Genomic DNA, 20486 nt, shown 5'->3' on the forward strand with positions numbered 1-20486 from the left:
TATGAAAATAAGCAAATGCTGGTCTATTCTGCTCGTCATAACGCTTTTGTTTACTATTTGCCCCATTCCGCCCGGTCAGGCAGCAGCCGCTTCCGAAAACGCCGCTTTAGCTGCCGGTTTGGTAACGCAGGACGCTGAACGTATTTTGCTGGAGGAGGATGTCCCGATGGAGAGCGTTTCGAAAGAAAATACCCCGGGAGATAACGTCCCGGATCAAAATGTCCCGGAAGAGAATAGCGGTATTGAACCCGGGGAATTGGAGGTATCTGCGGCCGCGGCGACGCCGGGCAAGGAATTGGCCCGTGGCAAACCGATCACCGCGTCTTCCCAGGTTTCCTCCAGCGGCCGGGTCGCCGTCAACGCGAACGATGGCGACCTTTCCACGCAATGGGAATCGGCGGCAAAACCTGCGTCGATTACGATCGACCTGGAATCGGTTTATCCCGTCGCAGGCGTGGCCATGAGCCTGGGTCCGAATTGGACGGCGCGAACGCAATCGATTGCCGTGGAAGGAAGCCGGGACGGCGAGACATACATGACGCTTGTTCCCGAAGGGAATTATTCGTTCCAAAAAGACCCGAAGCACCGCGTCGAATTGGAGTTCGCTTCCGCGGATTTGCGGTATGTCCGGTTCACCGGAACGTCCAACTCCAATCCGAACGGCATTCAATTTGCCGAGCTGGAAGTGTACCAGGATCCGAATCATATTCCGCCGGAGTTGCCCGACCTTTCGGTATCCTCGGTTCACCTGGCTCCATCCGCACCCGAACCGGGAGATGAAGTCACATTCAGCGCGGAGATCCGGAATGATGGAACGGGGACCCTGACGGACTCGGACATTCGGGTGGGATTCACTTTAAATCCTGTCGTCAATGATACGACGGTAACCGATGCGGTTTATGCCGGGAGTCTGGGACCGGGCGATACGGTAACCGTGACGGGAACGACAACCTGGACGGCTTCCTTGGGCACTTACGCCTTACAAGCCGAGGTGAGCGCGGAGATACAGGAAACTGACGACCGGAACAATGCGAAAATGGACTATTTTGCCGTGCGCCAGCCGGCTGCGGAGCGGACCGAGTTTGAAGAACGGGCAGAGTATGTTCTGCAAACTCTCGCCACGAGCGAACCTACGCAGGCGGACCGTACGCTGTGGGTGAAGGAAGCCGTTTTCCACGCCCAGGCGAGGTTTGCGCTCGGCGTTGATGTCGAACAGGGATTGGAATATATCGCCAGCATCAACAATAATCCCGCCGGCGCGTCCATGTTTTTTTATACCGCCAATATCGACACCTATTTAAAATACGGCCACCTCTACCCGGTATCGCTCAGAGAGAAAGTAAAAGCGAATATGCTTGCCGCCGACTATTCCAATAATGGAAGCACGGAGAATCATTTTCTCAAATTCCGGACGGCCGGCTATCTGGTAGCCCAAACCTGGCCGGATTGGAGCCAGGCGCAGGCGACGAAAGCGTTCGCCGAACGGGATATCAGCGATATGCTGGAGCGGTTCGTGAAGTATGGCATGAAGGAATACGACTCCACAACGTATTGGGCGCTCTATGTCGAATGCTTGCTGATGCTGCATGATCTGGCCGATGATCCGCAAATGAAGCAAAAAGCCAAAATGGCGCTCGATTGGATAATCGCCAATACGGCCGCAGATTGGCTGGACGGGTATTGGGTATCATCCACGGTTCGCGATTATATGGGGATGAGCCCCAAACTCGGCGCGGCCGGAACGACTATGGCCTGGCTGTATCTTGGCGGAGAAGAGCGGCCGCGTCTCCTTAAAAATGAACTCAATTATCCGGAGGGGATGTATTCCGTAGTTGCGGCTGTCTCATCTTACCGCGTGCCGGAATTGATTCGAGCGGCGGCGGCCGAACGGGGCGAGCCTTATACAAATCTCGAAAGTCATGATCAGTATCCATCGAGCAAGCTGAACTGGCCGCACGGGTATCGAAAGACCACCTACATCGCGGAACATTACGGTGTAGCGAGCCAATTTGACGGCTACGGTACCTTGGGGTGGTCGGATCAACTGCGCCGGTGGTTCGTCAGATGGAAGTCTGAGGACGCTTTCAGCACTTTTTATGTATCTCATCCGAAAAACGGTGCGCTACAGTCAGGGGCCACGCCATACGAGCAGGTGCTTCAACATGGAGGAACGCTGCTGGCCGTGACCCAAATTCCGGCGGGCGATCCGAAGCCATATATCGCCGGGCCGCTGCCGTCCGGCGTGATCGATACGGTCGAGGATTCAAGCGGCTGGATCTTTGCGCATGAAGGCAATGTGCTGCTGGCGGTCAAAATCATGAAGCCTTACAGCTGGACCGAAGAGTCGGTCGGGCCGCTGGCCATCCCCGTTCTTCGCAGCGAAGGCCTGAAGAATGCGGTGATCGTGGAGACGGCCGACCCGGGGGATTATGCGGAAGCGGGGGATGACGGCAAGACGGCGGATGAACGGCGGGCTAGCGAACTCGCACGTTTCATGGAAGCGATCAAATCCGGCACGAGGGTGGAGGCCGCCCGGTTGGATGAAGCGAATCCCACCGTCGTCTATCATTCGCTTGCCGGAGATACATTAAGCTTAACCTTCAACGGCGAACGGAGCGTTAACGGGGAATCCGTCGATTATACATCGTGGCCGCTCATCGATAATCCGTATATGCATCAGGAAGTGGGGAGCCCGATTCTTAGGCTGATGCATGACGGGGAGACCGTCGAATATGATTTTGACAACTGGACCATCCAGGGCCCAACCGGGGAACCCGACTTGTCCGTGACCGGCGCTGGGACCGAACCGGAAATTCCAAAGGCCGGCCAAGAGCTCACCTTCAAGGCGGCGGTTCGCAACGCCGGGTTGTCAAGCTTGCCGGGAGGCTTTGAGGTGGTGTTCAGCTTGAATGGCGATCCCGTTTCGACGATCGCTCATCCAAGTGCGCTCGCCGCAGGCGAGACCGTTACGGTGTCCAGCGAACCCTGGACCTTTGAGGAAGAAGGCTCTTACTCGTTATCCGTCTCGGTACGCGCTATAGGCTGGCAGGAGCAAAATCAGAGCAACAATCGATTCGACCGCCCGATTGAGGTGGGCGGAGCTCTGCGCGAGCTGTTCGCGGATGATTTCGAAAGAGATATCGTCACGAACTGGGATAGCGGCGGAAGCGTCGGCAGTTGGTCACAAGTGAGCGATCCTTCGATCGGATCCAAGGTGATGAAGGGAACGAGCACGGCGACCAACGGAAATCCGGTCCGTAAAGTGGCGAAGTCCACGGCTTGGGCCGATTATGAGCGAACGAACCGGGATTATGACTTTTCATTCAAAGCCAGGTATTTGACCGGTGTTACCAGCGGCGGTTCCGGCGAGCAGATGCGAGCCCTGGTTCGATTCGCCAACGTTCAGGCTTATTCCTTTTTTGAATTTAGCGCCCGCGCCAACGAGGTTTCCTTCTGGAAATATACTTCCGAACAAGGCTTTGTCAATTTGTCCGGGCCGGTATCGATCGCCGCCAAGCTTCCCGATTTCGATTTCAACAAATACAACGATTATAAAATTCGAGCGAAGGGCGATGTCATTTCCTTGTCGATCAATGGCCAACTGATAATGGAAACGAAACAGATTTCGGACATCACGGGCGGTTCGGTTGGCTTTATGAACCGAAATTCGGAATTGTGGATCGACCAAGTGCGCGTTCAAACGATTGAAGACGAGGTTCCGGGACCCGGCGATCCGACTTCATTCGACTTTGACTTAGTTCAAGCCGCACCCGGCCAAAACGGAGAAATTGAGGTCGTTCTTAAGGCTTCGCAGGCATCGGACCTGTACGGATTTGTCTTCGATATGAACTATGATCGGGAGAAACTGAAGCTTGCCCGCGCCGAGGCCGATGACGAGTTCGGAGAACATGCCTACGTGACATTCCAAGAAAGAGCGGACAGGGTGAGAATCGTCGGGACCCGAACCGCTCTGGACGGAGAATCGGGGGTGGACGGCGATGCTAGATTGCTGAGGCTCGTTTTCAATCGGCTGGAACCATTAAGTGAATTTGAACTAACGCTGTTGAAAGGTTCCGACTATTCCGACAGCACAGGGAAGCGAACGATTCTTGAAACCCCGATTCGCAAGACCCTCCCGGTCCTCACGGCCGACGTTAACGGGGATGGGAAGGTTGGCATTGACGACCTGGTGTTGGTCGCAAAAGCTTTCGGCGCGAGAAGAGGAGACGAAGGCTACAAGGCGGAATGCGACGTCAATCGGGACGGCGTCATCGACATTGAGGATCTCAGTTACGTAGCGCTTCAATTAATGCAATCCTAATAAACCTGATAAGAATTCTCCTGCGGTATTCGGAGGAAATAGCGGAAGCCGCAGGGGGATTTTCAAGGAGGAAGCCGTATGAGGGAACTGAAGAATGGGCTGGCGTGCATAACGATATTGGCGGCATGTTTCGCCTTGGCCGCAAATCCCGTTCAGGCCGAAGAACGGACGAAAAGTCAAATCGAACTGTTTTTGCAAGACCAGAATGCTGTGTTGAAGCGGGGCTCCTTCGTGGACATATCCGTCAAGAGCCAGGATGTTCCGGGGTTGTTCGGTATCCAATTCGAGCTTGTCTACGATCCGGATTTACTTGAATTACGCAGCAAGGACAGCGTGGAAATCTCCGAACCTTTCCAGGCTTGGGTGATCAAGAACGATCCGGAAGCAGGGCGAATCCAGGTCGCAGCTACGAGAAAGTCGCTGCCTGCGGACGCGGCGGAAGACCTTCCGCTGGCTAAGTTCCGCTTCCGTACGTTGACCGGCGGAAACGCGGAGGTTTCTCTGCAGGAGATCAAAGCCGTCGATGCGGTCCCGCGGGAAATTCAGTTGAGTTCCGCCGAGGAACCTGTCGTAGAAATTTCGATCAAAGATCCCGCCGCAAATGTCGGAAAAGACCGGCGGGAGGGGGGGAGTTAGGTTGGTGACCTCAATCGAGCCGGTATACCGCTACATGATGCATAGTCCGGAAGAAGAATGGGGGGACCACCCATGGCGGGACTGGGCCATGAATGTCCACCGTTGGGACTGGAATCCCGGCGTGGCGATCATTACGGCGATGGAATATTTTAAGGAGACGGATCACCGTGAGGTTCTGCACGATATCCTCTCCTGGACCAGACAAAATGAGCGTCCGTTCCTTGGCGAAAGCATGGTGATCAATTCAGTGGCGCCGTTTGCGGTCTACCCGGACTTATATCGCATCACCGCCGATGAATCTTACAGGCGTACGGCCATGGAAGTCGGCCATTGGCTTATCGAAAGCGCTCCGCGAACGAAGGAAGGCGCGTTCGAGCATACAGTGACCGAAGGAGACGAGTTCCGCGAGCAGGTATGGGCCGACACCGTATTTATGGCGGTCGTGTTCCTGGCGAGATTAGCCGGCTTGCTTCAGGATAAAAAATATGCGCAGGAAGCCGTCGAGCAGCTTTCGGTTCATTACCGCTTGCTGCAGGATGCCGAAACAAACATGCTTTTCCACGGGTATAACTGCGCTTTAAATTCTCACATGTCGGCCGCGAGGTGGACCCGGGCCAACGCCTGGGTGGCGCTGGGAACGCCGCTGATTTACCGCGAGGTCCATGGCTTGTGCGATGTTCCCGGGGAAATTGGAACCCGTTACCGGGCGATGATGAACGCCATACGCGCGGTTCAACGCGACGACGGGCTGTGGCCGACCGTGCTTGACCGCCCGGATTACGTTCCCGAAACATCGGGAAGCGCCGGAATCGCCTGCGGAATGATCCATGGCATTCGGGAAGGACTGCTGGACGATTCGTACCGGGAAAGCGCACTGAACGGGGCGGCAGGTGTCCGGGCACAAATCCGCGCGAACGGAAGCGTGTCGGGAGTATCGGGAGGAACCCCCGTGCTGGCTTCGGTCGAGGATTACAATCGGGTTCCAGTTTTTCCTGCGTTATACGGGCAAGGGCTGGTACTGATGCTGCTTGCCGCGCTGCAAGATCTCCATGTACAGTCTTGAATTCCGCCGCTCTCTGAACTGGCTGGTCAATATTAGTTTATACTTGTTTACTACCCTCTATATCGTTTGAGAGATGCTATACTTGTATAAGCAGATGAAATGACGACCACAAATGGATGTCGAAACATGCAACCGCCCGTGAGGGCGGTTTTTCTTCAAAACTCAAAACCACATTATGGTATTACATAACTAGCGTTGGATTAAACCTGACATGGTGCTGACCATTATGGGATTTAATAGTAATATTGGCGATTTATTTCCGGTCTGTGAGGGATGGACGATGAAAAAAGAGTACCGGGTGATTAGAAGAACCCCTACGTTAGCGGAGTATAAAGCGATTTGTTCCGCGGTAGGGTGGGCCGATGTTATGAATTTCGAGGCCGCGGATGGCTCGTTAAAGAACTCGTTATTCGGTGTTGTCGTCCAACACCAGAATGAAATTGTCGGTATGGGAAGGATTGTCGGAGACGGATGCGTTTATTTTTACATTCAGGACATCGCGGTGATCCCGGAACATCAAAGCCAGGGGGTCGGCCGTCTGATTATGGGAGCCATTACCGGGTATTTGGAGAAGAACGCGCCGGAAAAATCATTTGTCGGGCTGTTTTCGGCTGAAGGTAAAGAAACATTTTACAGAAAGTACGGGTTCCAAAACCATCAAGGGATGACCGGCATGTTCGGCGTGATTCGTGAAGGGGAAATCAAATAGTTTCCGAAAAGTTTTTACTTTTAATGGAACAAAGCCATTTCGTAATACGTTAATACTATTGGGTAATTTATATGATGAATTGACGCAGAGGAGGATTTACTTCAATGAATCGAGCAGTAGGACTGCTTAGCGCTTCGCTCTTGCTTCTGGCCCTGATCGGATGCGGAGGTCATGAAGGGCAAGCGGGCGCCCCCGGAACAGAAGATGCGGTCGGCCAGCAGCAGGAAAAACCGCTGTCTCCAGAGCCAGAGAACAATCAGGCCGAGAAAAGCGACGCCGTCCCGGAAAAGGTCGGAGAGAATGCTGCGGAATATGATGCACCCGATTTGAAAATCCAGCAGGAGACGCAGGAGGGCAAGGTCGTTTGGACAGCGGGTACTGTCAAATTGGTCATCGAAAACACTCCGGATGAAGTCAAGGAACTGAACGTGGAAGCTAACCGAAAGACTTATTCGCTTAAGCCGGAGCGTGAACCAAGCTCGGTCGAAGCCATGGCTTTATCCGCAAACGGTAAGTTTTTGGCGGTAGATCTCTTTCAGAACAATGTTGGCCATGAGGTCCTCGTCATCAATCTGGAGAACGGAAGCCAAGTCCATCTCAACCAACTAGCCTCCGGTAAAAAAGAGGGTGTTGAAACGATCCACGCCTACAACTGGTCGCCGGATGGAAGCATTTTGGCCTACGCCTACGGCGATACAAGTTCCAGCAGCATTGCGGCATACGATTTTGAAAAAGAAACCGCACTGAATTTGGCGAAAGATGCCCCTTATATTACGACAGCTTATATTTTGTGGAGTACTGACGGTGAAGTGATCGACGTCATCAGTGAACAGCCTTCGGACCAATTTAAATTGCATCGCTATTCCGTAAGTGGCGGAACGGTTGAAGAGGTTGCGGACGTAAAACGAGAAGAACTTGCGCAATACAATAGGTACAGACCAAGCGCCCCATGAGAAAAATCGGTCTCCTTGTCCTATTGGGCTACACGTTGCTTATCAGCTACTGGATGCTGCTCGGATTCGGGAGAGTTCCCCAATCCGAGTATTTGTTTAATTTGAAGCCTGACGGCCACCGCCAGTAATTCGCATTGTGAAGCGAAAAATTCATTTATTGAAAATGGAGTGATTTGTCTTGAAAAAGGTTATTGTTTTTGTATTTTTCTTCGTACTTACTTTTCAATCCTGGGCGTTTGCTGACGCTGCTAATCGTATATCCGTTAACGGGGTGATGTTTAATGATGATAATGGGAATATCAAAGCTATATACAAAGATGACAAAGGTCAACAAAAGGATCTCACTGCAAAGGCGAAATCCTATAAAGATGTTATCCAACCTATTCCTAATGAGACGATTAATACAAAGCCAAAAACGAATCAAAATGAAACAAAGGTAGATTTATCACTTTATTATTCACCAGACAAAGAGGCGGTAAAAGAAGTTACCTCTAATAAAATTACTTGGAAAGAAAATAAGGTTACATTTATAGCAAATAAGAAAAAGGACAGTATCAGTACGTTAAATTTTATTAATAAGGATAAAAATTTCAAGATCAAAATAGATCCAAAACCTGATGATATTTTTTCGTTATCTTTATCTTCAACAAAGCAGTATGTTGCTGTTGCTCTAAAGTATGGCTATGGTAATAAGTTGATGCTTCTTAACCTTTCTAGTGGAAAATATTTTATATTAAATGATTTGTTGAAGTCTAATAACAAAGGAACAGTTGAAAGTATCAGTGCGAATAATTGGTCGCCAGATGGAAAGAAAATTGCTTTTAGATATGGAGATACCTCTACAAGTAAATTGGCTATTTATGATGTCGAAAAAAATACATTTTCTTATCCTCCAATACGAGAAGATTATTTAGGGGTTTATCGTATTATGTGGTATAAAGATGGAAAATGTTTTGATTATATAGCCGACTTCCCAGATAATCCTGCTTTAAAATTATATAGATATACTTTAAATGATAATAGTATAACAACCGTTAGCAGTATTACTGAGAATGAGTTATCAAATATGGATAAATTGGGTCCGACTCTGCTTTCAGTTAATTAATTTTTCTTTATACAATGAACGACAGAATACAATGAACGACAGAATAATGAACTCAGCCCTTCTACATACAGATGATTCTACTCCTAAAATCTGGATGATAAACTTGGTTGGAAATATCGGGGTTTTTGTACCCTACGGCTTGCTGCTTCCCCTCCTCCTGAAAGGCGGGAAACTGCTCAAATCATGGATTGTATTTTTGGGTGGCATCTTCGTTCTCGAATCCTTGCAGTTGCTGACCAGAAGGGGAAGCTGGGATATCGATGATTTTATATTGAACACAGTCGGCTTCCTGCTTGGCTATGGTTTATACCGTACTTACCCCAAATCCAAGGGGTGTTCGGAATAGGGTTGTTTTACAGAGAAGTTGGATAACAGGGGGCGCCGCTAGAAACCCACGCTCTTCAATGAAACGGTGGAGGCTTGGACCCGGGATAAGCGGCTGCCGGGCGGTCTTTTGCCGATGGTATAGGAGGATGAGATGGATTTAAAGCAACTACTGAAAGATATTAGAGAGCGTGATTATAACGGACCCGGTAAATTCCCTATACACAACAGGTCAAAAAGCCTCGACAAAGATCACTCTTTTCGAGGTTTTTTTGCGTCGTTTTTGTGAACAGGGTTTTTACCCGGATCATCAGGGATTTCCCTTATGTGAAGTAAAGCGCAGCCCTTTCATAATGGGATTAGAAGAATGAACGCTGATGGATTCCCCTCCAAATGATTCATTCTGGACGAAGGAGTGATCACTTCACATGAAGAGAAGAACAGGCTTGAGATTTTTTAAACCGACGGAAAGCTATTCGGGAAACTGGTCGATTCTTGAGGAAAAAAGCCGGGAATGGGAGAACATGTACCGCGGCCGCTGGTCGCATGACAAAGTCGTTCGTACCACGCACGGCGTGAACTGTACCGGATCCTGCAGCTGGAAGGTCTTTGTGAAGAACGGGATCATCACGTGGGAAAACCAACAGATCGACTATCCGTCCTGCGGTCCCGATATGCCGGAATTTGAACCCCGCGGATGCCCGCGCGGCGCTTCGTTCTCCTGGTACGAGTACAGCCCGCTCCGCGTGAAATACCCTTATATGCGCGGCCGTCTGCTGCGTTTGTGGACGGAAGCTTTAGCCAAGCATCAGGACCCGGTGAAAGCCTGGGCCAGCATCGTGGAAAATCCGGAAACATCGAAATCATACAAACAAGCCCGCGGAAAGGGCGGCCATGTCCGCGTAACCTGGGATTTGGCCTCTGAGATGATCTCCGCGCAATTGATTTATACCATCAAAAAATACGGTCCCGACCGCATCGCCGGCTTTACCCCAATTCCGGCCATGTCGATGATCAGCTATGCTTCGGGGGCGCGGTTCATTTCTTTGCTGGGCGGTGAAATGCTTAGCTTCTATGACTGGTATGCGGACCTGCCGCCGGCCTCTCCGCAAATTTGGGGCGAGCAAACCGATGTGCCGGAATCGTCGGATTGGTACAACTCCGGCTACCTGATGATGTGGGGCTCGAATGTCCCCTTAACGCGGACGCCGGATGCGCACTTCATGACGGAAGTCCGTTATAAAGGGACGAAGGTCGTGTCCGTCGCGCCGGACCATGCGGAGAACGTGAAATTCGCCGACAACTGGCTCGCTCCGCATCCGGGGACGGATGCCGCGTTGGCGCAAGCGATGACGCATGTCATCCTGGACGAATTCTACGTGAAGCGCCAGGAACCGATGTTCCTGAACTATGCTAAGCAGTACACCGATATGCCGTTCCTGATTATGTTGGAGCCGCACGAAGACAAACATAAAGCGGGACGCTTCCTGCGGGCGAGCGATCTTGGCGATACCTCGGAGCATGCGGAGTGGAAGCCCGTCATCCTGGACGAAGCGGCTAACGAGATTCTGGTGCCGAACGGAACGATGGGCCAACGCTGGGAAAAAGAAGTGAAATGGAATCTGATCCTGGAGCGCGAGGACGGCACGAAGATCGAACCGGCCTTGTCCGTGGAGCCGCATGGGGCGGAATGGACGGAAATCGTCTTCCCGTTCTTTGATCACGCCGGCAACGGGACGTTTAACCGGACGATTCCGGTGAAAAAAGTGACTCTCGCCGATGGCTCCACCCGTCTGGTTGCCACGGTATACGACCTGATGCTCAGCCAATATGGCGTGCAGCGGACCGGCAGCAAACTGGCTGCGGCTGGATATGACGATGCCGCTTCCCATTACACACCCGCCTGGCAGGAGAATGTGACGGGCGTGAAGGCTTCGCTGGTGGTGCAAATCGCCCGCGAGTTCGCCCAGAACGCCGTGGACACCGGCGGCAGATCGATGATCATCATGGGCGCCGGCATCAACCACTGGTTCAATAGCGACACGATTTACCGGTCGATTTTGAACCTGGTCATTTTGACCGCGTCCCAAGGGGTCAACGGGGGCGGCTGGGCCCATTATGTCGGCCAGGAGAAATGCCGCCCGATCGAAGGCTGGTCCTCGATCGCGTTCGCCCGGGACTGGCAGGCGCCGCCGCGGCTGCAGAACGCGACATCGTTCTTCTATTTCGCCACGGATCAGTGGAAATACGAAGAGATGAGCAATGCGTCGCTGAAATCACCGACCGGCGGGCCGATCGATTACACGCATCCTGCGGATTACAACGTACTGGCCGCAAGGCTCGGCTGGCTGCCGTCTTATCCGCAGTTCAACAAGAGCAGCCTGGCCTTTGCGGAAGAGGCCGCGGCCAAAGGGCTCACGGACAACGCCGACATTATCCGGCATGCCTACGAGCAGGTCGTCTCCGGCGAAACGAAGTTCGCCGTCGAGGATCCGGATGCGCCGGAGAACTTCCCGCGGACCCTGTTCGTATGGCGCTCGAACCTGATCTCCAGTTCCGCGAAAGGGCAGGAGTTCTTCATGAAGCATCTGCTCGGCACGAGCAACGGGCTGTTGTCCACGCCGAACGAGGAGGAGAAACCGCAGGAAATCGTCTGGCGGGACGAAGTGGAAGGCAAGCTGGATCTGCTCGTCGCTCTCGACTTCCGGATGACCGCGACCCCGATGTACGCGGACGTCGTACTCCCGGCGGCCACCTGGTACGAGAAGGTCGATATTTCGTCCACGGATATGCATCCGTTCGTACATCCGTTCAACCCGGCTATCGACCCGCTGTGGGAATCGAGATCCGACTGGGACATTTACCGGTCGCTGGCCTATACGTTCTCGGAGATGGCCAAGACGCATTTGCCGGGGGTTTACAAGGATGTCGTCTCTTCCCCGCTCGGTCATGATTCCGCGGCCGAAATCTCCCAGCCGTACGGCTTGGTGAAGGATTGGAAGAAGGGCGAGGTCGAACCGGTTCTCGGCAAAACGATGCCCGGCTTCACGGTGGTTGAGCGCGATTACACGCAAATATACAACAAATACGTCACCCTCGGACCGAACCTGGAGAACGGCAAAGTCGGAGCGCATGGCGTTTCCTTCTCCGTGAAGGAAGAGTATGAGGAATTGAAGAAGATCAATGGCGCGTATTTTGACGATACGATCAAAAACGGCCGGCCGAAGCTGCACACGGCCCGGCACGCAGCGAACGCGGTACTGCATATTTCGTCCGCGACGAACGGCCGGGTCTCGCAGCGGGCCTGGGAGGCCGCCGAGCAGGATACGGGCGTGGAACTCAAAGATATTTCCGCGGACCGGGCGGCCGAGAAAATCACGTTCGCCAGCATCACCGCGCAGCCGCGGGAAGTCATTCCGACGCCGGTGTTCAGCGGCTCCAACAAATCGGGCAAACGTTACTCGCCGTTCACGACAAATATCGAGCGTCTGGTACCGTTCCGCACGCTGACGGGACGCCAGCATTTTTATCTGGACCACGAGATCTTTATGCAGTATGGCGAATCGCTGCCGGTTTATAAACCGACGCTGCCGCCGATGGTGTTCGGCCCTCGCGACCAACAGGTAACCGGCGGCAAGGATACGCTGGTGCTGAGATATTTGACGCCGCACGGCAAATGGAACATTCACAGTACCTATCAGGATAACCAGCACATGTTGACCTTGTTCCGCGGCGGACCGACCGTCTGGATCAGCCGGGAGGACGCGGAAGCGCATCAGATCAACGATAACGATTGGCTGGAAGTATACAACCGCAACGGCGTCGTGACGGCCAGAGCCGTGGTGAGCCACAGAATGCCGAAAGGCACGATGTTCATGTATCATGCCCAGGATAAGCATATTAACGTTCCGGGCTCTTCCATCACCAAAGAGCGGGGCGGCAGCCACAATGCGCCGACGCGGATTCATCTCAAGCCGACACAGCTGGTCGGCGGCTACGCGCAGCTCAGTTACGGCTTCAACTACTACGGACCGATCGGTAACCAGCGGGACGTATACGTAGCCGTTCGCAAAATGAAGGAGGTCGACTGGCTTGAAGATTAAAGCGCAAATCGCCATGGTAATGAACCTGGACAAATGTATCGGCTGCCATACCTGCAGCGTCACCTGCAAAAGCACCTGGACGAATCGGGAAGGTGCGGAATACATGTGGTTCAACAACGTAGAGACCAAGCCGGGCATCGGCTATCCGAAGCGTTGGGAAGACCAGGAACATTACAAGGGTGGATGGACCCTGCGCAAAGGCAAGCTGGAGCTGAAATCCGGCAGCAAATTGTCCAAAATCGCGCTGGGGAAAATCTTTTACAATCCCGACATGCCGGAAATGAAGGATTATTACGAGCCCTGGACCTATGACTATGCCAAATTGACGAACTCCGGCGAGAAGAAGCATCAGCCAGTAGCCCGCCCGAAATCCGCGGTGAGCGGGGAGACGATGGAGCTCGACTGGGGGCCCAACTGGGAGGATGATCTTGCTGGCGGCCATATTACCGGACCGAAGGATCCTAATATTGAAAAGATCGAAGAAGAGATCAAGTTCAACTTCGAGCAATCGTTCATGATGTACCTGCCGCGTCTTTGCGAACACTGTTTGAATCCAAGCTGTGTCGCCTCGTGCCCGTCGGGCGCTATGTACAAACGGGATGAGGACGGCATCGTGCTTGTGGACCAGGAAGCCTGCCGGGGCTGGCGCTACTGCATGACGGGATGTCCGTACAAAAAAGTATATTTCAACTGGAAGACCAATAAGGCGGAAAAATGCACCTTCTGCTTCCCGCGGATCGAAGCCGGATTGCCAACGGTATGCTCGGAAACTTGCACCGGGCGCATCCGCTACCTCGGCGTCCTGCTGTATGACGCCGACCGTGTACAGGATGCGGCGTCCATGCCGGACGAGAAGGATCTGTACCGGGCGCAGTGCGATTTGTTCCTGGACCCGCACGATCCGAAAGTGATCGAGCAGGCCCGGAAAGACGGGCTCGCCGAGGAGTGGATCGAAGCGGCGCAAAACTCGCCGGTCTACAAATTGGCGATCGAATACAAGCTGGCGTTCCCGCTGCACCCGGAATACCGTACCTTGCCGATGGTGTGGTACGTACCGCCGCTTAGCCCGATCATGAGCCATTTTGAAGGCAAAGATTCGATCCAGAACCCGGACATGATTTTCCCGGCGATCGAGGAAATGAGAACGCCGATTCAGTACTTGGCCAACATGCTTACGGCCGGGGATACCCAAGCTGTCAAGGAAGCATTGCAGCGGATGGCGATGATGCGTTCCTATAAACGGGCGGAATTCTCGAAACAGCCTTTGGAAGAGAGCCGGTTGGCCCGCGTCGGCTTGACCGCCCGGCAAATCGAGGAGATGTACCGGCTGCTTGCCATCGCCAAGTACGAAGACCGCTTCGTTATTCCGACATCGCATAAAGAAAGATATATGGATCCTTACCGTGCTCAAGGGATGGAGGGGTTCGGCGGCATGAACTGCGACGGATGCGGACCGGCATCGCCACGGGCGGAAGCCAAGAGCGGCAAGGAGCTGTATGAGGAGAACTTCTACGGGGGGATCTGGCGTGATTGATCTGGTCAAGTTAAACGACTATAAAGAAGCCTTCGGCTATTTTGCCCGGCAGTTGGCTTATCCCGAGAAACAAAGTATGCAAAATCTGACGATGGATGGGGACGTTCCCCCAGCCATCGCTCAATTGCTGAAGACATACCGTGAGAAAATGGAGCAGCTCAGTATGGAGGAAATCGAAGAGAGGTACGTACAAACGTTCGATTTTCAAAAAACGACGACGCTCTATATGACTTTTTATAAGTATGAAGACTCCCGCGAACGGGGGAATATGATGACCGCGCTGAAGGCGATCTATGAGATGTTCGGTCTGGAAATCGCGGACAGTGAGCTTCCCGATTATTTGCCCTTGATGTGCGAATTCCTCTATGCCGCAGAATGGGTGGGCCATGAGAAAGCCGAGATCGGCGTCAAAACGTTGATCGGGATTGTGGAAGACGGAACGTATTCCTTGATGACCGCGCTGGAGAAGATCGAGAGTCCTTATTTTTACCTGGTCAAAGCGTTAAGGGAAACGTTCAAATGCTGTTTGCGGAAGGAGGCGCTGGAATCATGAGCTGGCTGGATCACTTTATCTGGGTCATCTTTCCTTATCTAAGCGTCGCGGTTTTTGTGCTGGGTCATATTTTCAGGTACCGTTATGATCAGTTTAACTGGACGGCCAAGTCGAGCGAATTTATCGAGAAAAAGCAACTGATGGTCGGCAGCCTTTTATTTCACATCGGTATCCTCCCCGTCATTATGGGGCATATCGCCGGTCTGGGGATCCCCAAAGAATGGATGGAGTCGCTGGGCGTTAACGAACATTTGTATCATATCGGAGCGGTTTACATTGGCGGATTATTTGGAGTCATCACTTTGGTGGGGATGCTGCTCCTGACCGCCCGACGGCTAACCAAACGTACAATCCGTCAACTAAGTACCACCTCGGATCTGATTGTCAACGTCGTGCTGCTGTTCATCGTTTTTATGGGCGTTTTCTCCACTTTAGTGACGACGAACGTGCAGCCCGAGTTCGATTACCGGGAGACAATCTCCGTCTGGTTCCGCAATCTGTTCCTGTTTCAACCGGACGCCGCGCTTATGGTCGATGTTCCGTTCTCGTTCAAATTGCATGTGGTGGCCGGATTCCTGATTTTCGCGTTCTGGCCGTTCAGCCGTCTGGTTCACGTCTGGAGCGTACCCTTGAATTATGTCCGTAGAAGCTATATCCTTTATAGGAAGCATCGTCAGCAAGACGTACGCCGCTAAAGGAATAATGTTAGGGAGATAGAGATATGCATCAAACCTCCGGTCAATACCAAACGATCATCGATCAATTAAGAAAAAAGATGGGTTATGATTTCGTTTCGCTTGCTTTTGCGCAATCTGAGGCGAATGGCTTCGTGATCACATGGCAGTTTGCCTCCGGGAATTTGAACAACCGGTATAAACGGATTGTGCTTCAGTCAGGTAAAGGTATCGCCGGAATCGTATATAAAACGGGTAAGCCGATGCTGGTGCAAAACGTAGCGGAAGAGCTGAATCCCGGGGACTTGTTTAACTATCCGATCGTCATCTCCGAGCGGCTGAGCAGCCTTGCCGCTATTCCCTTATACCGGCTTGAGCGTGTTGAGGGCATTCTTCTGGCAGGCTACCGGGAGAGCAATCGGTTTACAAGAGAGGGCTTACAACTGTTGAATATGCAGCTGCAGGGTCGGTTTGGTGATTTTGAAGTCAAGGAGATGTCCGTACTATGATTCGGCAGACCACGGAATTATCATCCGAACTTTTAGGTAAAATGTACCGAAACAGCCCGGAAGCCGTGCTGTTCTTCGATGCCGGGAACCGTATTTTAGCCATGAACCCGGCCGCCGAGCGCATGTTTAATCCCCGAATGATGAACCGTTTGTCATCTGGCGGCAACAACGACTTCTGTTTTTCCTGCCGCGGTTATACGAGCGAGGAGGAACTGATGTCCTGCCTCAACTGCTACTTGTCCAGTCCGTCGAATGACTTTACATCCTTTCAGGTTTTTTTGGAAACGAAGGAGCGGGGGCTGCTCCCGTTCTCGGCCAGCTTTTTCCCTATCGACGAGGACACGGGGATCCGGGTGCTGATGCTCCGGGATTTGACCAACCCTCTGATGACGCAAGCCAGCCTGAACCGGAATACGATGACGAAGAGCATTATCAAAGCCCAGGAGGATGAGCGTAAGCGGATTTCCCGCGAACTTCACGACAGCGTAGCTCAAGAACTGATCAGTTCCCTGGTGGATCTTCGGGTTCTCAAATACTTGAACGTGCAGGATGAAGCCTTGCAAAAGATCCAGCAAACGGAGGCTTCCTTGACTCGTCTGCTGGATCAAATCCGCAACCTGTCCGTCGAGCTCCGACCCGCGTCCCTGGACGATTTGGGGCTGGAGGCGGCATTCCGCTCCCATTTCAAATGGATCGAGAAAAATTACGGCGTTCTGGTCCGTTTTACGGCGGAATTGAACGGAACCCGGTTTAACAGCGAAATTGAAACGGTCGTTTACCGCATCTGCCAGGAATCCGTACTGAACGCGCTGAAATATGCGGATGTGGACGAGATCGCCGTACGGCTCTTTGAGCGGGAAGACAGCCTCGAATTGATCGTTAGGGACGAAGGCAGCGGATTTGACGTGAATTCCCGTGATCCGAAGGGGACCGGGCTCGGCTTGTACGGGATGAAAGAGCGGACCGAGCTGGTGAATGGGGAATTAACGATCACTTCCGAGCCCGGTAAAGGCACCGCCGTACATTTGCGGATTCCTATGGGAAAGGCCGCTTCGGACCAGCCTACCGGAGGTTCCGGTGAAAGTTATCGACGGGGGGATGAGGAATGAGGATTGTCATCGCGGATGACCACGCGGTTGTCAGAAGCGGGTTTGAAATGATCATCAATTTCCAGGAAGACATGGAAGTTGTCGCTACGGCGGCGGACGGAATTGAGGCCTATCAGATGGTCGCCAAGCACCGGCCGGATATCCTGCTGATGGACCTCAGCATGCCCCCCGGCGAGAGCGGCTTGATCGCGACCGGCAAAATCAACGAAGATTTTCCGGATACGAAAATCCTCATCCTGACCATGTACGATGATGAGGAGTATTTATTTCATGTGCTCAAGAACGGAGCCAGGGGGTATGTGCTCAAGAACTCGCCGGATGAGCAGCTCGTTACGGCGATCCGAATGGTGCACCAAGGCGGAACGTATATCCATCCCAAGCTCGCCACCTCGCTGGTTCGGGAATTCATTAACAAGGATCACGGCGTGGATGAGAGTAATCCCTACCAGGTGCTGTCCACGCGGGAAATCGAAATACTCCCGCTGGTCGCGAAAGGGTACGGGAACAAAGAAATCGCCGAGATGCTCCATATTTCCGTAAAAACCGTGGAGGCTCACAAAGCCAAACTGATGGACAAATTGAATTTGAAAACAAGGCCGGAACTCGTGGAATACGCTTTGAAGAAGAAATTGCTTGATTTTTGACGAAAGAGGTAGGCACCCATGACCCAATCGACTTTGTTGAGTGAATTGCCCGCCATGCGGGTTCTTGAAAACGAACACCGCTATTTGTCATATCTGATGGAACAGTGGCATAGCATCGCCCGGAATCTGCAAAACTGTGTATATACTTCTGCGCAGGCAAAAGAAGAGATGGCCCGGCTGCGCATGCTCCTGTCGGAGTTCAAAATTCCTTTAAAGAAACATATGGAGAAGGAAGAGGCCATTTTCTTTCCGTTGTTGGGCCAATATATCGGTTATGAACAAGGTCCCATTATGTCTATTGAGCAAGAGCACGAGGAAGTATTCGCATACATCGATCATTTCCTGCATCATTCGGAAGGAGATTATACGCCTCTGGAAATGAGTACGATCTCCCGGGATGCTTGTGAAGCCTTTGAAATCTTAACGATTCATTTTGTCAAAGAAGAAACCGTGCTTTTTTCCTTGGCAGCCCAGACTTTGTCGAAGCCCGACCGGAATAAATTGTACGAGGAACTTCATACGCTAATTGTCGACTAGACCTTTCCCTTATACAAGCCCAAGATCATCCCTTGATGATTTTGGGCTTTTGTGTGTCAAAACCTTGCGCATAGGGCTTTTACCGTCCCGATTAGGGGATTTCCCTATTAAGGGGGCCGTTTTTTCTGCGCTACAATACGTGCAGGGGAAATTCATTCGGCTTCATTTTAGTTCATGGGAAAGGTGATACGGTATGATTAAAAAAGCTCAATTGCCGCTGCAAACCTTAAATCTGATTGTAGGTTTTGCGGTCTGGGTCATTATTTCTTCGCTGCTTCCTTATATGAGGGAGGATATTGCGATTCCGGCGGAGAAAGTCGCGATCATTACGGCGATCCCTGTTGTTTTGGGGTCCGTTCTGCGCATTCCGGTCGGGTATTACACCAACATTTTCGGGGCCCGGATCGTCTTCTTGATCAGCTTTATTCTGCTGCTGGTTCCGGTGTATTTCATCAGCGAGGCGTCCTCCTATTCGGCGCTGATTATTGGAGGGCTGTTCCTTGGGATCGGCGGCTCCGTCTTCTCGGTAGGGGTGACCTCTCTGCCCAAATATTACCCGAAAGAACGGCACGGGCTGGTCAACGGGATATACGGGTTGGGCAACATGGGGACCGCGGTCAGCACGTTCGCCGCACCGCTGGTCGCCGACCGCTTCGGCTGGTCGATGACCGTTAAATTTTATCTGGTGCTGCTGCTCGTCTTTGCGGCGCTGAACTTTCTGCTCGGCGACCGGAAGGAACCGAAAGTAAAAACGTCGCTGGCCGTGCAAATCAAAGGCGTTTACAAGAACGAAAAGCTCTGGCTCTTCTCCTTGCTGTATTTTATCACCTTCGGGTCTTTCGTGGCCTTTACGGTTTATTTGCCGAACTTCCTGGTGACGAATTTTGATCTGGCCAAGGTGGACGCCGGCATGCGTACCGCCGGTTTTATCGCGCTCGCCACATTTATGCGTCCCGTCGGCGGATGGCTGGCGGACCGTTTCAACGCGCTCTATTTGCTGATCGGCGTATTCGCCGCCTTTATGGGGGCCGCGATCATTCTGGCCTTCTCGCCGACCATCGCGCTTTATACGTTCGGCTCTCTGGCCATTGCGGTCAGCGCGGGCATCGGGAACGGGGTTATTTTTAAACTCGTTCCGCAATATTTCAACAAACAGGCCGGGATCGTCAACGGGATCGTTTCGATGATGGGGGGACTGGGCGGATTTTTCCCGCCGCTGCTGTTGTCGGCGATTCATTCCATGACCGGTCAATATTCCATCGGATTTATGCTGTTGTCCCAAATTGCGTTGGCGAGTCTGATTCTGGTTATTTGGATGGTATATCAAAACAAGTTGAGTCTATCCTCGGAAGTGTTCAAAAAGACCCATCAAGGGATTTTGGTCACCGACGCGAAGGGCATTATCACCGCAGTCAATCCGGCATTTACCGAACTGACGGGTTTTGAGGAAGAGGAAGCGATCGGGAAGAAGCCGAATATCCTCAGAACGGACCGGCAGCCGGCAGATTTTTATCAAAAGATGTGGAAGAGCATCAAGCAAACCGGCATGTGGCAGGGAGAAATCTGGAATCGCCGGAAAAACGGCGAAGTCTATTTACAATGGTTGAACATAAGTGCTATAAAAGATGAGACCGGAGAAGATATCCGTTATGTGGGAACTTTTTCGGAACTTGCGGAAAGCCGGAGGAAGAGCGGCTGATTGGAGGATGGCG

16 protein-coding genes are annotated in these 20486 nt (G+C 52.4%); all 16 read left to right on the top strand.

Annotated features, from left to right (window positions below; translation table 11 throughout):
- Position 1: 1 nt before the first annotated feature.
- The 16 genes from V4U84_RS16185 to V4U84_RS16260 all read left to right on the top strand — a co-directional run bounded on the left by V4U84_RS16185 (position 2) and on the right by V4U84_RS16260 (position 20473).
- On the top strand, positions 2-4321 hold the full coding sequence (locus tag V4U84_RS16185) for a CARDB domain-containing protein (RefSeq protein ID WP_334077541.1): 4320 nt from the start codon (positions 2-4) through the stop codon (positions 4319-4321).
- 78 nt (positions 4322-4399) lie between these two features.
- Positions 4400-4957, top strand: coding sequence for a cohesin domain-containing protein (locus V4U84_RS16190; RefSeq protein ID WP_334077542.1), 558 nt, complete (start codon positions 4400-4402; stop codon positions 4955-4957).
- A 4-nt stretch (positions 4958-4961) separates the two neighbouring features.
- Positions 4962-6020, top strand: a complete 1059-nt coding sequence (locus V4U84_RS16195) for a glycoside hydrolase family 88/105 protein (RefSeq protein ID WP_334077601.1) — start codon at positions 4962-4964, stop codon at positions 6018-6020.
- A 280-nt stretch (positions 6021-6300) separates the two neighbouring features.
- A complete protein-coding gene (locus V4U84_RS16200) occupies positions 6301-6729 on the top strand; it encodes a GNAT family N-acetyltransferase (protein ID WP_334074436.1) in 429 nt (142 codons plus the stop codon).
- A gap of 104 nt (positions 6730-6833) precedes the next feature.
- Positions 6834-7682: a TolB-like translocation protein gene (locus V4U84_RS16205; protein WP_334074437.1), complete on the top strand. Its 849-nt coding sequence runs from the start codon at positions 6834-6836 to the stop codon at positions 7680-7682.
- Positions 7683-7860: 178 nt separating this feature from the next.
- The gene (locus tag V4U84_RS16210; RefSeq protein WP_334077543.1) at positions 7861-8787 is read left to right on the top strand and encodes a hypothetical protein; all 927 of its coding nucleotides are present in this window, start codon (positions 7861-7863) and stop codon (positions 8785-8787) included.
- Between the two features lie 46 nt (positions 8788-8833).
- Positions 8834-9133: a VanZ family protein gene (locus V4U84_RS16215; protein WP_334074658.1), complete on the top strand. Its 300-nt coding sequence runs from the start codon at positions 8834-8836 to the stop codon at positions 9131-9133.
- A 406-nt stretch (positions 9134-9539) separates the two neighbouring features.
- The gene (locus V4U84_RS16220; protein WP_334077544.1) at positions 9540-13214 is read left to right on the top strand and encodes a nitrate reductase subunit alpha; all 3675 of its coding nucleotides are present in this window, start codon (positions 9540-9542) and stop codon (positions 13212-13214) included.
- Positions 13204-14748, top strand: a complete 1545-nt coding sequence (narH, locus tag V4U84_RS16225) for a nitrate reductase subunit beta (protein ID WP_334077545.1) — start codon at positions 13204-13206, stop codon at positions 14746-14748. The genes V4U84_RS16220 and narH overlap by 11 nt, the downstream gene beginning before the upstream one ends.
- On the top strand, positions 14741-15301 hold the full coding sequence (narJ, locus tag V4U84_RS16230) for a nitrate reductase molybdenum cofactor assembly chaperone (RefSeq protein WP_334077546.1): 561 nt from the start codon (positions 14741-14743) through the stop codon (positions 15299-15301). The genes narH and narJ overlap by 8 nt, the downstream gene beginning before the upstream one ends.
- On the top strand, positions 15298-15996 hold the full coding sequence (gene narI, locus V4U84_RS16235) for a respiratory nitrate reductase subunit gamma (RefSeq protein WP_334077547.1): 699 nt from the start codon (positions 15298-15300) through the stop codon (positions 15994-15996). Before narJ ends, narI begins: the two co-directional genes overlap by 4 nt.
- A 26-nt stretch (positions 15997-16022) precedes the next feature.
- Positions 16023-16484 (top strand): GAF domain-containing protein, encoded by a 462-nt coding sequence (locus tag V4U84_RS16240; protein WP_334077548.1) that lies wholly within the window; start codon positions 16023-16025, stop codon positions 16482-16484.
- Positions 16481-17593 carry a sensor histidine kinase gene (locus V4U84_RS16245; protein WP_334077549.1) on the top strand — a complete coding sequence of 371 codons (1113 nt, stop codon included), beginning with the start codon at positions 16481-16483 and terminating at the stop codon, positions 17591-17593. The genes V4U84_RS16240 and V4U84_RS16245 overlap by 4 nt, the downstream gene beginning before the upstream one ends.
- On the top strand, positions 17590-18237 hold the full coding sequence (locus V4U84_RS16250) for a response regulator transcription factor (RefSeq protein WP_148457564.1): 648 nt from the start codon (positions 17590-17592) through the stop codon (positions 18235-18237). The genes V4U84_RS16245 and V4U84_RS16250 overlap by 4 nt, the downstream gene beginning before the upstream one ends.
- Positions 18238-18255: 18 nt before the next feature.
- On the top strand, positions 18256-18774 hold the full coding sequence (locus tag V4U84_RS16255; RefSeq protein WP_334077550.1) for a hemerythrin domain-containing protein: 519 nt from the start codon (positions 18256-18258) through the stop codon (positions 18772-18774).
- A 193-nt stretch (positions 18775-18967) separates the two neighbouring features.
- Positions 18968-20473, top strand: coding sequence for a nitrate/nitrite transporter (locus V4U84_RS16260; protein ID WP_334077551.1), 1506 nt, complete (start codon positions 18968-18970; stop codon positions 20471-20473).
- The last annotated feature ends 13 nt before the right edge of the window (positions 20474-20486 follow it).

Origin of the sequence: Paenibacillus sanfengchensis (genome assembly GCF_036864765.1) — a bacterium.
Lineage (GTDB): Bacteria > Bacillota > Bacilli > Paenibacillales > Paenibacillaceae > Fontibacillus > Fontibacillus sanfengchensis.

Excerpts from the sequence above, each read along its gene's own strand:
- V4U84_RS16250 (WP_148457564.1), top strand. The coding sequence starts at position 17,590 with ATGAGGATTGTCATCGCGGATGACCACGCGGTTGTCAGAAGCGGGTTT.
- V4U84_RS16205 (WP_334074437.1), top strand. The coding sequence starts at position 6,834 with ATGAATCGAGCAGTAGGACTGCTTAGCGCTTCGCTCTTGCTTCTGGCC.
- V4U84_RS16240 (WP_334077548.1), top strand. The coding sequence starts at position 16,023 with ATGCATCAAACCTCCGGTCAATACCAAACGATCATCGATCAATTAAGA.
- V4U84_RS16215 (WP_334074658.1), top strand. The coding sequence starts at position 8,834 with ATGAACTCAGCCCTTCTACATACAGATGATTCTACTCCTAAAATCTGG.
- V4U84_RS16220 (WP_334077544.1), top strand. The coding sequence starts at position 9,540 with ATGAAGAGAAGAACAGGCTTGAGATTTTTTAAACCGACGGAAAGCTAT.
- V4U84_RS16185 (WP_334077541.1), top strand. The coding sequence starts at position 2 with ATGAAAATAAGCAAATGCTGGTCTATTCTGCTCGTCATAACGCTTTTG.
- V4U84_RS16245 (WP_334077549.1), top strand. The coding sequence starts at position 16,481 with ATGATTCGGCAGACCACGGAATTATCATCCGAACTTTTAGGTAAAATG.
- V4U84_RS16255 (WP_334077550.1), top strand. The coding sequence starts at position 18,256 with ATGACCCAATCGACTTTGTTGAGTGAATTGCCCGCCATGCGGGTTCTT.
- V4U84_RS16260 (WP_334077551.1), top strand. The coding sequence starts at position 18,968 with ATGATTAAAAAAGCTCAATTGCCGCTGCAAACCTTAAATCTGATTGTA.
- narI (WP_334077547.1), top strand. The coding sequence starts at position 15,298 with ATGAGCTGGCTGGATCACTTTATCTGGGTCATCTTTCCTTATCTAAGC.
- V4U84_RS16190 (WP_334077542.1), top strand. The coding sequence starts at position 4,400 with ATGAGGGAACTGAAGAATGGGCTGGCGTGCATAACGATATTGGCGGCA.
- V4U84_RS16200 (WP_334074436.1), top strand. The coding sequence starts at position 6,301 with ATGAAAAAAGAGTACCGGGTGATTAGAAGAACCCCTACGTTAGCGGAG.